At 34.5% G+C, this 13,230-nt stretch carries 11 protein-coding genes; 6 read left to right on the top strand and 5 right to left on the bottom strand.

Annotated elements, in window-relative coordinates; translation table 11 throughout:
- Positions 1–133 precede the first annotated feature (133 nt).
- A complete protein-coding gene (locus NJT12_RS24255) occupies positions 134–697 on the bottom strand; it encodes an outer membrane beta-barrel protein (RefSeq protein WP_271338690.1) in 564 nt (187 codons plus the stop codon).
- 176 nt (positions 698–873) lie between these two features.
- Between NJT12_RS24255 and NJT12_RS24250 the strand changes: the two genes are divergently transcribed.
- Complete coding sequence (locus NJT12_RS24250) at positions 874–1,278, top strand: GNAT family N-acetyltransferase (protein WP_271338689.1); 405 nt, start codon at positions 874–876, stop codon at positions 1,276–1,278.
- Positions 1,279–1,323: 45 nt separating this feature from the next.
- On the opposite strand, the gene NJT12_RS24245 is transcribed toward NJT12_RS24250, so the two are convergent.
- The 3 genes from NJT12_RS24245 to NJT12_RS24235 form a co-directional block, all read right to left on the bottom strand.
- Complete coding sequence (locus tag NJT12_RS24245) at positions 1,324–3,318, bottom strand: TonB-copper family protein (protein ID WP_271338688.1); 1,995 nt, start codon at positions 3,316–3,318, stop codon at positions 1,324–1,326.
- 62 nt (positions 3,319–3,380) lie between these two features.
- Entirely contained in the window at positions 3,381–4,235 is an 855-nt protein-coding gene (locus NJT12_RS24240) for a hypothetical protein (RefSeq protein ID WP_271338687.1), read from the bottom strand.
- 79 nt (positions 4,236–4,314) lie between these two features.
- Positions 4,315–4,683, bottom strand: coding sequence for a hypothetical protein (locus NJT12_RS24235; RefSeq protein WP_271338686.1), 369 nt, complete (start codon positions 4,681–4,683; stop codon positions 4,315–4,317).
- 432 nt (positions 4,684–5,115) lie between these two features.
- On the opposite strand from NJT12_RS24235, the gene NJT12_RS24230 reads away from it, so the two are divergent.
- From NJT12_RS24230 to NJT12_RS24215, 4 genes are all read left to right on the top strand, one after another.
- Positions 5,116–5,499 (top strand): hypothetical protein, encoded by a 384-nt coding sequence (locus tag NJT12_RS24230; RefSeq protein WP_271338685.1) that lies wholly within the window; start codon positions 5,116–5,118, stop codon positions 5,497–5,499.
- Between the two features lie 175 nt (positions 5,500–5,674).
- Positions 5,675–6,757, top strand: a complete 1,083-nt coding sequence (locus NJT12_RS24225; protein ID WP_271338684.1) for an efflux RND transporter periplasmic adaptor subunit — start codon at positions 5,675–5,677, stop codon at positions 6,755–6,757.
- Positions 6,758–6,856: 99 nt separating this feature from the next.
- On the top strand, positions 6,857–10,024 hold the full coding sequence (locus tag NJT12_RS24220) for an efflux RND transporter permease subunit (protein ID WP_271338683.1): 3,168 nt from the start codon (positions 6,857–6,859) through the stop codon (positions 10,022–10,024).
- Positions 10,017–11,465 carry a TolC family protein gene (locus tag NJT12_RS24215; RefSeq protein ID WP_271338682.1) on the top strand — a complete coding sequence of 483 codons (1,449 nt, stop codon included), beginning with the start codon at positions 10,017–10,019 and terminating at the stop codon, positions 11,463–11,465. Before NJT12_RS24220 ends, NJT12_RS24215 begins: the two co-directional genes overlap by 8 nt.
- Before the next feature lie 220 nt (positions 11,466–11,685).
- On the opposite strand, the gene NJT12_RS24210 is transcribed toward NJT12_RS24215, so the two are convergent.
- Positions 11,686–12,435: a DeoR/GlpR family DNA-binding transcription regulator gene (locus tag NJT12_RS24210; protein ID WP_271338681.1), complete on the bottom strand. Its 750-nt coding sequence runs from the start codon at positions 12,433–12,435 to the stop codon at positions 11,686–11,688.
- A gap of 84 nt (positions 12,436–12,519) precedes the next feature.
- Between NJT12_RS24210 and NJT12_RS24205 the strand changes: the two genes are divergently transcribed.
- A complete protein-coding gene (locus NJT12_RS24205; protein WP_271338680.1) occupies positions 12,520–13,053 on the top strand; it encodes a 5' nucleotidase, NT5C type in 534 nt (177 codons plus the stop codon).
- Positions 13,054–13,230: the final 177 nt, after the last annotated feature.

Here is a 13,230-nt window from a genome sequence, read left to right as displayed (position 1 = left end):
GGCTTAAAAACTGGCTGCATAATCATTGATTTTAGTACTTAAATATAAGAAAAATCAATGTGTAAAACAAAAAAAAACTGCCCGAAATTACTTTTCGGACAGCCTCTTTTTGTATGTAGAAAAAAGAGTTTTTCTATAAAAATTTATATCCCAGTGAGATATTAGAAGCGGCCGTTTTTACTTTTCTGTTTGATGGATCAATATCTGTAACACCGGCAAGATATCGGTAGTCTAAAGTCAATCTCCATAAATCTACACCAACTCCGCCAAGGATACTGCTGTTGTTTTTTTCAATATCAATAGGATTCAGGCTATTATTTGCTTTAATATCCGAATAATTTTTCCAGTTGTATCCCGCAAATATCCGAACATTTCCTAGTTTTCCCAGAGGAACAACTTTAAAACCAATAAGTAGCGTAGCATCAGTTCCTGATAATTGATATTCAGTTTCTCCAATTCCGGTTTGAGCAACGTTGAATTTTGATTTCGCATATCCAAATTCACCCTGACCGTAAAAAAGTAATAAGTTCACTCTCACAAATCCTGCAGCTCCTATGCCGGTTCCTGAGCTTTTTGAACTAAAATCATTGGTTAGGGGAGACGTTATATTATAAGAAAATTGAGGTCCGAATTGTATTAATTGTGCAAAACCATTTACACTAATACACAATACTACTGCTAAAATGAATTTTTTCATAATTGGATTTGTTTTTTTAGATCGTATAAAAATAAATATTATTAATTTAAAAAGAATGATTTATCTTATTTATTTCGTGTATGTTTTTGATAATGAGTAAAATGTATTTGTGGTAGTCGCATTTGATATAATTATAAAATGTCTTAAATTTGAAACATTAAAGAAAAAATGATATAATGGTAATTAAAGCAATCGAAGCCTCTCAAACCTGGCAAATCAGGCATGAAATTATGTGGCCGGATCAGCCTTTTGAGTTTGTTCAGTTACAAGAAGATAATTCAGGATTGCATTTTGGCGTGTTTGTTCATGATCAATTAGTTTCGATAGTTTCTTGTTTTATTAAGAACACTGAAATGCAGTTTCGGAAATTAGCAACCCTCGAAGAATATCAGGGAAAAGGGATCGCATCTGAACTTTTGAACCATATTTTTAAAGTCGCAAAAGAAAAAGACTTAAAAAAAGTCTGGTGCAATGCCAGAACCAACAAAAAATCTTTTTATGAGAAATTAGGAATGGTCGATACGCATCAAACTTTTATTAAGGAAGGAAAGGAATTTACAATAATGGAAACTTTGTGGTAAACGTATATCCACTAATTAGTTTGTTTCATCAATCATAAAGAGGTTTTAAAATAAAACATATGAAACATTAATAAAAAAATTTCTTCCTTGTCTCGGGATTTTATTCCAGTCAGAGAATGTAGTGTAATATTTATCAAAAATGTTTTCGACGCCAGCCTGAACGTTTAGTTTCTTTTCATTCCAAGGAAAAGTATAACCGGAATTGAAATTAAAGATTACATAACCTGATGTTTTAGTTTCGCCGTAAGCTGCTGCAAATTTTACCTGAGTTAGATTTCCGGATGCTCCAAATCCTAAATTGAAATTTTCTTTTTTAAATTGTAAGTTCCCGGAATAGCGCAACGGACTTATGAAAGGCAAATTATTATGATCGTCATCTTTGCCGCAGCTATAAGCCAGAAGTGTTTTAAAATACCAGTTTTGGGCTATTTTATATTCCAAATTCAAATCTGTATTAAAAATTGTAGCATAATTCAAAGCATTATAGACTTTTACTCCTGAGCCTCCAATAGTCATAGGCTGTATGTTAGGATCAATTTTCCCGATGATATAATCCTGAATATGAAAAAACGATGAAGTTAGGTTCGCCGTAAATGTTTCGGTTTTAAATCCAAAAGAGAGATTCGCTTCAAATGATTTCTCGTTTTGTAAATTGGGATTTCCTATATAATCATAAAAATCATTACTGTTGTACAGATAATAACCATAACCTTCTGAAACTGATGGAGCTCTTTCTCCGTAAGCCAAACCAAAACCGTATTCGAATTTATTATGATGCAAAATATAATTTCCCGCAAGACTTTTTAAAACACGATTTTTAGTTGCATTCATATCAGGATAAAAAATCTCAAGACTTTGCAAACCAAATTCATCTGCAACCTTATTAGAATGAATTCCAATATTTGTAGAAACTTTGATATTAGCATTTGGAGAAATTTGCATTCCGTCTTCAAGATATAAACCATTATAAAAAGTTCGAACATCAGGCCAAGTATACATAAACATGGGATTCTCTTTAGGATTACTTGGATACATCGTCATTTCGGCAATCGATTTGTTATAAAAACTATTCAGGTTTGCCATGAAGTGATGGTTTTCATACCTCCCTTTTAGTTTAGAATAATATCCATAAGTGTCAGACCATCCGGGCATATCCATATGAATGGGGACGTTTGGTCTTTTAGTATCATCCATTTTATGTGTAATAGTGTTATAGTATACTTTAGTTTCCCAATTGGTAAAATAAGAAGAAACAGGAGTATAGCTATAGCGCAAAGAAGTTATGGTGGCTTTTGCCAAAGAAACATCCATAGGCAGAGCAGGATAACCCACATCTGTAGCTTTATCATAAATTACAGCACCTTCGATCAAACCTTTTTTGCCTAAATAAAAACCGGCTGTAGCCGAGAGATTGTATTTTGTAAACTGCGAAAAATCTATTTCTTCATGATTCCCTGCTTTATAATTTTGGGCATCGCGATAAGTAAAATCGGTATTAACGTAAAAGGACTTATCGTTGAATCCTATAGATGTTCCCAGAATTTTATGTTGATTATTGGTTTCGTAACCAGTTTTAGCAGCACCATTCCATCCTAATTCTTTTTGATTAAGATTGGCTCGCTTCAAATCGATCGATCCGCCAATTGTTGGTCCATGACAGCTTCCTTGTTGGCCCGAAGCAATATTAGCTTCAGAAAGATTCGATACCTCAACATAAGAAGTAACAGGATCCATTTTGTCCGTACAAGCACCAAAAATGCGCATACCATCAATTGTAATAACAGTTCTTTCAGTCGCCATATTATTGATAATTGGTTCCAGTGCGTATCCGCCCCTTCGTACCATATTAACTTTTGATGATTGCTGCAAGTATTCCTCAACTGTTGCAAGAGATTTTGGCTGTTTAAGGCGAGCAGGCGTTTTTTTGCTGATAACAATAATTTCATTCAGATCAACTGGCGAAATACTGTCTTTTTCTTGTTTCTGCGCAAAACAAATAGTAGAAAATGCTGCTAACAGAATTGTGGCTGTAATTTTCATAATATCATAAATAGGCAGGCTAAGTGTGATCACTTAGCCCTTTCTTGTTAGTAATAAAATGATTAAAATTCCGCCTCAAAAAAGAGGCTGCTTTGCAGATTTTCAGTTGCAAAATCTTCCCCTTTCAATACTTCTCCGGTAGCATTCAGGAGCTGCAGGTTTATTTTCCAATAACCGGTCATAGTCAGCGAAAGTTTTCCATTATAAGTTCCTCCGGATAATGATTGCAGTAAATCAGTATTGTTAGGCGAACTATGATTACCCATACTTGGCATTCGCGGATCTATTTTTATTTTAAAATTATCAACTACATTGAATGTAATCAGATCATCCTGCATTTTATAAAGACCAACTGTCATGTTGTTTAAGGCAACTTTTGGTGTTTTCGGACTGATGTAAGCCAGAATATATCTTACTCCGTCAGTTCCGGTAAAAGAGTTTACCGTACGTTTTTGAGAAGCAATTACAGCTATAGCAGATGTTGCATTAGACTTAATATCATCAATCGTATAATCTATTTGCAAATGCCAGGCATCTGTATCATTTTGAGCCATTTGAAAAATAATATCGCCGCGATATAGAGTTTGCTTGCCTGAAATTTTTTCGATGCCAGATCTCGGACAAGAATGTTGCATTGCAGCCATTTTCATTATTGGTATCCAGTTAAACGAAGCGTTTGTAATGTATTTATTGGTGGTTTTGTCTTTTATTCTTAACGAGATTTGATTGTACCCCTGTGTTAGTACTCCAGTTTCGGAATAAAGTTCAATAACATGATTTTCATTGGATAGTTTCTGAATTTTTACAAGTCCCAAGGTTTCGTCAACTGCAGTTTCCGGTGTAGAATCACTATTAGATGTACAAGAAAAAAATGTAATTGCCAAGAAAAGAAAAGATAAATATTTGAAATTTTTCATAAGTATTAAATTAAAAAACAGATAATAAATAGCGTATCGGTAATAGCACCGATAAGAAAATTAATAAAGATTCTGGAAATTAATACTGAAAAGCAGGTGGATGAAATATCAAAACGATATTAAAATAAGAATACAAATTATGTCGCAAAATATCATTTGTCAAAATTGATTTAACAGCAAAATTGAAATTAAAAGCGTGAATATTTTCAATAAATAATAAGTCAATTCCTGAGGAAACGTTTTTTTTCTCTGACGAGGGAGAGTCATTTTCTGTGGTTTTTGCCAATTCTTTTTTAAGATGACATTTCCCATTACAACCCAATTGAGGTTGTTTTTTGTTTTCACAAAGTTCCTTAGCTATATAGTCATAGTTAACAATATAATTTAAAACAGGAAAAGCCGGTCTTAAAATTATCGCTATTAAAAATAGATACGCTAGAATTTTCATTGTGATTTATAAAGACACAAATTTATGTACAACTTATTTTACAAAATATGATTGTTGTCATATAAATAAAAATGTAAGAAGTAGGACTTTGGTGTTCGAATAATAACGGCTTAAATCGTAATTTTTTTAAAAAAGAAAAAGAATAATTTTCAATAGCCTAAATTTTATTATAGAAAAGACTGCTTAAATTATAGAATAAAAGATATAAAGTCAAATCATTGCGATTTTGATTGTTTTGTATAAGTTTAAGATTATGTATTAGAATAATTCTAAGAGGAGGTTGTTTTTTTATGATATTTTCGCATAAAGTAATAATATTTTGTTGTAATTCATACTTAGTAAAACAATGAAAACGTTTTCGTTTTTACTAAATGTTAAAGCTTATAAAAAAATCTTTTTTTGTTTCGATACTTTCCTTACTTTCGCACCCAAATGAGAAAGTTAATAGTATTTTTAGTATTCATGAATTTGCTTCTGCTTGGCGGAGGGCAATATCTTAATGCTGGTACTCCACAAAACTTTCGTCAGCATACTCTTGAGAAAAAGCACCGAGTAAAATTCACCAATCAGGATCAGGGCAGTTCAATAATTGAAGATGCAGATATAGATCTTGAAGAAGAATATCTTGGAAGTGATGATCTTACAGATGGACTTTCAAATAAGTTTTTTGCAACAAACTACAGTTTACTTGACAATTGGTACCTTTCCTTTTCAAGTCAGACTATTGTAAATGATTACAATCGTTTTAAAATCTTCGTGCCATTTTGTGGCAACTCAAATCCTATCTACATTACCCAACAGGTTCTAAGAATTTGATTCAACAGTATACATCGGTTACCTAAGTTGTGATCTGCATATCTTGTTGATGTATTTTTTTTCTACCTCATCTTATATGAAAGTTAAGTTCTGACTAAGGGTGCCTGATGCATTTTTTCATCTAAAGGAATCTCTGTATTCCAAGCATTCAATCGCTTAATTTCCAAATAAAATCATGAAAAGAATTATCTTGTTCACAGGCTTAATTGCTCTGGTGTGCCTAACTAGTTGTACAGCTAAAAAAGAAGAAAAAGAAGAAGCGGAAAAATTTACCGTAACTAATCCGGTAAGAATTGATACTTCATTTACTAAAGAATATGTTTCGCAGATTAAATCTGTGCGCAATATTGAACTTCGTGCCCAGGAAAAAGGGTTTTTACAAAACATTTATGTTGACGAAGGACAGTTTGTGAAAAAAGGACAGCTGTTGTTTAAAATTATGCCAAACATGTATCAGGCAGAATTACTTAAAGCACAAGCTGAACAAAAATCTGTAGAAATTGAATTGCAAAATTCAAAATTACTGGCAGATAAAAATATCGTTTCTAAAAACGAATTAAGTGTAGCGCAGGCAAAACTGCAGTCGGCAAAAGCTGAAGTATCACTGGCAAAACTTCATTTATCATTTACTGAAATCAGAGCTCCTTTTGACGGAACGATTGACCGTATCCCGTTAAAACTTGGAAGTCTTATCGACGAAGGCGAATTGTTAACAAGCCTTTCAGACAACAGTCAGATGTTTGCTTACTTCAACGTATCAGAACCTGAATATCTACAATATCAGACAGACGTAAAAGATCGTGCTGATAGTAAAGTAAGTTTGGTTTTGGCCAATGGAGAAATATTTAAAGAAAAAGGAAACGTAGAAGTTATCGAAAGTGAATTTAATAGTGAAACCGGAAATATTGCTTTTAGAGCAAGATTCCCTAATTCAGGAAAATTACTTAGAAACGGAGAAACCGGACAAGTTAAAATGTTGGTACCGCTTAAAAATGCGATAATAATTCCGCAAAAAGCAACTTACGAAATTCAGGATAAAAAGTATGTTTTTGTTGTTGATAAAAACAATAAAGTAACTTCAAGAGAAATTACTATTACAGGCGAAATCCCTGATTTGTACGTGATCAAAACAGGTCTTACAGAAAATGATAAAATTTTACTTGAAGGAGTTCAGAAAGTAAAAGAGAATGACAAAATTAAATATGAATTCCAGTCTCCTAAGGAGGTAATGAATCATTTGCGCGTAAAAGCAGAGTAATTTTTTGTTTCAGGTTTCACGTTCAGTGCTAAACTTGAAACTCAAAACTTTGAACAATCGCAGATTTGCTTTGGTTTTAATCATTAAAAAAAATATAAAATGTTTAATAAATTTATTCAAAGACCTGTTCTGTCGATAGTAATATCGTTGATAATTGTCTTTTTAGGGGTATTGTCGGTATTGAATTTACCTATTACACAATTCCCTACAATTTCACCACCAATGGTGAATGTTACCGCAGATTATCCGGGATCTAACGGTGAATTGATGATCAAAGCCGTTGTAATTCCTCTGGAAAGAGCCTTAAATGGAGTTCCCGGAATGAAATATATGGCTTCTGATGCAGGAAATGACGGTGAAGCGACCATAAAATTGGTGTTTAACTTAGGAACAGATCCTAATCAGGCTGCGATCAACGTTCAGAACCGTGTGGCTTCGGTTACTAATAAATTACCTCCATTAGTAATTAGAGAAGGTATTAAAATTACACGAGAAGTGCCAAGTATGTTGATGTACGTGAATCTTTATAGTACAGATAAAAATACTGACATGAAGTTCTTGTATAACTATGCTGATATCAACGTACTTTCAGAATTAAAAAGGGTAAATGGTATTGGTTCAGGAGATATCTTGGGAACACGTGAATATGCAATGCGTATTTGGTTAAAACCAGATCGTATGTTGGCTTATAAAATTTCTGCCGATGAGGTAATGGATGCCTTATCTAGTCAGAGTTTAGAAGCTTCACCTGGTAAAACGGGAGAAAGTTCAGGTAAACGTTCTCAGGCATTTGAATATGTATTAAAATATTCCGGACGTTTTACGACCAAAGAGCAATATGAGAATATTGTTGTAAAATCAAACGCTAACGGAGAACTTTTACGTTTGAAAGACGTTGCTAAAGTAGAATTTGGTAGTTCGATGTACGATATTTATTCGAACTTAAACGGAAGACCATCTGCGGCAATTGTACTAAAACAGTCATTTGGTAGTAATGCCAATCAGGTTATTGAAGAGGTAAAGGCTAAATTAGAAAAAATCAAGAAAAGATTCCCTAAAGGAATGGATTATGAGATTTCGTATGACGTTTCTAAATTCCTTGATGCTTCTATCGAAAAAGTTATTCATACCCTTGTTGAAGCTTTTATTCTGGTAGGTATAGTAGTATTCCTGTTCTTAGGAGACTGGCGTTCTACGGTTATTCCCGCAATTGCGGTTCCTGTATCATTGATTGGAACGTTTGTGTTCATGACCTTCTTTGATATTTCATTAAACTTAATCACCTTATTTGCTTTAGTTCTGGCTATTGGAGTCGTCGTCGATGATGCGATTGTAGTAATCGAAGCTGTTCACGCCAAGATGGAGGAAGAGCATCTCTCGCCACTTAAAGCCACTAAAAAAGCGATGCATGAGATTGCAGGAGCAATTATTGCCATTACATTCTTAATGGCGGCAGTATTTATTCCCGTAGCATTTATGTCTGGACCGGTTGGAGTATTTTACAGACAGTTCTCTGTAACTATGGCAACAGCTATTATCCTTTCTGGTATTGTGGCTTTGACATTGACTCCTGCGCTTTGTGCAATGATGTTAAGAAATGAGCATGGTAAACCTAAAAAGAAAACGCCTGTAAATATATTTATAGACGGATTTAATAATAAGTTCAATTTAGCGCAAGGAAAATACCAAAATTTATTAGCTAAAATTGTAAACAGAAGAGCCGTTACTATTATTGCGCTTCTTGTATTTTGCGCCGGAACATGGTTGATTAGCAGTACTGTTCCTTCCGGATTTATCCCGAATGAGGATCAGGGTATGTTTTATGCTGTTATTCAAACACCACCGGGTTCATCATTAGAAAGAACAAATAATATTGCTGAAAAACTACAGAAAATTGCTGAAAAAATAGACGGAGTAAAATCAGTTTCTTCATTAGCAGGTTATGAAATTTTGTCTGAAGGTACAGGTTCAAATTCAGGAACTTGTTTAGTTAACCTTAAAGACTGGAGCGACAGAAAACACTCTGTTCTTGAGATTATGGCTGAATTGGAAGAAAAATCTAAAGATATTGCAGGTGCAAATATTGAGTTTTTTCAACCACCTGCTGTACCGGGATATGGTGCTGCCGGAGGATTTGAGCTGCGTTTGTTAGATAAAACTGGTTCTAATGATTACAAAAAAATGGAGCAGGTAAATAACGATTTTGTTAAAGAGTTAAATACCCATCCGGAATTATCTAACGTGTTTAGTTTTTATAGTTCTAGTTTCCCGCAATACATGATGAAAGTCGACAATGATTTGGCTCAGCAAAAAGGGGTTTCTATCGAAAATGCCATGAACACTTTGTCAACTCTTGTGGGTAGTAACTATGAAATTAGTTTTATTAAATACGGAATTAACTATAAAGTAATTGTTCAGGCTTCTCCGGAATATCGTGCTCAGCCGGATGATATTTTAAAGTTGTATGTAAAAAACAATCGTGATGAAATGGTACCTTTTTCTGCTTTCATGAAGTTAGAAAAAGTATATGGACTTTCTGAGATTACGAGACATAACATGTATACTTCCACGCAAATTAGTGGTTCTGCTGCGCCAGGCTATAGTTCAGGTACAGCGATTAAAGTAATTCAGGAAGTTGCGGCCGCAAAATTACCCAGAGGATACGATATTGACTGGGCAGGTATTTCTGCAGATGAGGTTGCCCAGGGTAATCAGGCAATTTGGGTATTCATGATTTGTTTAGGATTTGTATACCTGGTATTAGCCGCTCAATACGAAAGTTTTATTTTACCATTATCTGTAATCCTTTCTTTACCGGCAGGTATTTTTGGAGCTTTCTTATTGTTGAAGTTAACAGGATTAGAGAACAACATTTATGCTCAGGTAGCGATGGTAATGCTTATTGGTTTACTGGGTAAAAATGCCGTACTGATTGTAGAGTTTGCGATACAGCGACATGCCGCAGGAAGATCAGTACTTGAAGCCGCAATGGAGGGAGCGAAAGCGAGGTTCCGTCCAATTTTGATGACTTCATTTGCTTTTATTGCGGGATTATTACCGCTTGCATTTGCTAGTGGTCCGGGTAAAATTGGTAACAGAACTATTGGTACAGCAGCTGCCGGTGGTATGCTTATAGGTACTATTTGTGGGGTATTTGTAATTCCGGGCTTGTATTACATTTTTGCCAGAATTGCAGAAAAACATAAACTGGTAAAACATGAAGAAGAGAATCCATTAACAGAAGAAATTGATAACAATCATGTATAAATTCAAATCATATCAATATGGTATTGCATTAGGTATATGTCTTACGGTTGCAGGGTGTAAAGCCCCTGCGCCTGAGGCAGCACCTACTACAAGTATGCCAGTTCCTGAGTCGTTTGGTGTAACAGCTCAATCTCAGGATGCAAACAACACCTCAGCTTTACAATGGAAAGATTACTTTAAGGATCAAAACCTTGTAGACTTGATTGATGTTGCCTTAAAAAATAATCAGGAATTAAATATTACTTTACAGGAAATTGAAATCGCAAAGAATGATATTCGTGTAAAAAAAGGACTTTTGTTGCCAACAGTTGGTGTTCGCGCCGGAGCTGGAGTAGAAAAAGTAGGTAGATACACAAGTCAGGGTGCTGGTGATGCTACGACAGAAATTAAACCAGGTAAGGAAACACCGGATCCATTAGGAGATTTTACCATCTCTGCTTATGCGAATTGGGAAGTAGATATCTGGAAAAAACTGCGTAATTCTAAAAAAGCAGCATTAAACAGATATTTAGCGACTGTAGAAGGTAAAAACTTTGTAATTACCAATCTTATTGCTGAAGTGGCTGATTCATATTATGAATTATTGGCTTTGGATACACAGTTGGATATTGTGAACCAAACGATCAAATTGCAAAGTAATGCTTTAGAAATTGTAAAAATTCAAAAGCAAGCTGCAAGAGCAACAGAACTGGGAGTTAAAAAGTTTGAGGCTGAAGTTCTGACTTCAAAAAGTATGGAGTTTGACATTCGTCAGCAAATTAAAGAGGCAGAGAATAAAATCAACTTTTTGTTAGCGAGATACCCACAGGAAATCAAGAGAACAAACAGTACTAACTTTTTAAGTTTGTTACCGGCTGCTGTAAGTTCAGGAATTCCGTCTCAATTATTGACAAATCGTCCTGATGTAAAACAAGCAGAACTAGAATTGGTAGCTTCAAAATTAGATGTAAAAGTTGCCCGTGCTGAGTTCTATCCTTCATTAGATATATCAGCTGCAGTAGGTATAGATGCTTTCAAACCATCTTATTTATTTACTTTCCCAGAATCTATTTTATATTCATTAGCAGGAGATCTTGCTGCGCCATTGATTAACAGAAATGCGATCAAGGCCGAGTTTGCAAGTGCAAACGCAAGACAACTTCAGGCGTTGTATAATTACGACCGTACGGTTTTGAACGCTTATTTAGAAGTGTCAAACCAACTTTCTAAGATTGAGAATCTTCAAAAAGGATATGATCTTAAATCGAAACAAGTTGATGCTTTAAATACATCTATTGATATTTCTAATGATTTGTTTAAATCAGCGAGAGTTGATTATTTCGAAGTGTTAATGACACAACGTGATGCGTTAGAAGCAAAATTAGAATTGGTTGATACTAAAAAAGAACAGCTAAATGCTGCCGTCCATGTTTATAGAGACTTAGGAGGCGGATGGAAATAATATTGCCCGTTAATTTGTAGATAAAAAGCCTTTCAAGATTTATACCTTGAAAGGCTTTTTTATTTTTTGAAAATCTAAATTTCGATAAATTTTCTTTTGAAATTGAGTGTCCTGGCCCAGATAGGAGCGGTATCCTTTTGTTGCCTTCTTTAGGCAGGAAAAGATATAACGGATAGCTGGAAATAGCTCCTTATCAGTATCATCTAAATTCATGAGGGAACTAAACAATTGTCAAGCCAGCTTCTTTGTAAACTTTTAATGTTTCATCTTCTGGGGCAATGTTTGTTACCAATACATTAATGGCTTTGATAGGAGAGACAAAATACGATTCGGCGGTTCCTACTTTTTCAATAGAACTTAAGGCGATTATAAAATTGGCGTTCTGAATCATGTTCTTTTTGATTTGCGAATCGTCATACAAAGCAGCGGTAACTCCACGTTCGTCATGAATGCTGCAAATTCCTAAAATACATATATCAGCCCTAAAATTTCTAAAAAAATCAATAGTTTCAATACTTGCGGTCGTAAAAGATGTTTTGCACATTTTTCCGCCTGCAAAAATCAAGTCGATATTAGGTAAATCTTCGATTAATGCTGCAACCGGAAAACTATTGGTTATAACAGTAATTTTTAAATCATAAGGAAAACTTGCAACTAAAGCCAAAGAAGTTGTTCCGCCATCGATAAAAACGACTTGTCCGTCTTTTAAAAATGAAATTGCTTTTTCGGCAATAATTTTTTTGTTTTCAAGATCGTGTTTTTCTCTATTTCTATAATGCAGCGGAATAGGAGAAGGAGCTACCGCACCACCCCGAACGGCCTTTAGTAATCCCTGATCTGATAGTTCTTTTACATCACGTCTAATGGTGTCTTCAGAGACGTTCAGGTATTCACTAAGTTCCAGTAAAGTTACACGATGCTCTTTTGATAAGTACTCTAAAATTACTTTTTGACGTTCTTCTTTTTTCATGTGTTGCAAAATTATATTGCAAAAATAAGTTAAAATTGCAATACTTTGCAATATTTGCGTAAATTTGTTGCAAAATTATTTATAATGAAAAAGAAAACAATTGCTATCGATATGGATGGTGTACTTGCGGATATCGAGGCACAATTAATTGAACATTACAATAAAGCAAACGGAACTATAGTATCAAGAGAAAGTATTCAGGGATTAGCAGAAGAAGAGGCTTTTAGTGATAGAACTCTTTTACGAGGCGTCCTTAATACAGATAATTTTTTTAGAACATTACCGGTAATGCCGGATGCGGTTGAAAGTTTGCAAAGATTGCAAGAGAATTTTGAAATTTTTATTGTTTCTGCTGCGACAGAATTTCCTGTTTCACTTGCAGAAAAAGTGGCATGGCTTGGGGAATATTTTCCTTTTATTAAATGGGAGAATATCATTTTATGCGGAAGCAAAAGAATTATAAATACAGATTATATGATCGATGATCACTGCAAAAATCTGGATTATTGTATGGGTAAACCAATTATGTTTACCGCATTTCATAACGTGAATCAAACGCATCATTTGCGTGTGAACAACTGGAAAGAAGCAGTTGCTTACTTAGAGGAAACATTATAACGCAACGAGGTTATAATATTATTGTTTTTTGAAGAGAAAAGCCTTTCTGGAGTAATCCTGAAAGGCTTTTTGTTGTGTGCCCAGCATGGGCGATAACTCTAGGGTGTAAGTCCCGAACACGCCTTTACAGTGGGAAGTGTTAGCTGAATGCAAGGGTGTCCATCGCGAGGTGGAATC

Source organism: Flavobacterium azizsancarii, from assembly GCF_027980145.1.
Classification (GTDB): domain Bacteria; phylum Bacteroidota; class Bacteroidia; order Flavobacteriales; family Flavobacteriaceae; genus Flavobacterium; species Flavobacterium azizsancarii.
This window is presented reverse-complemented; position numbering and strand designations above follow the sequence as displayed.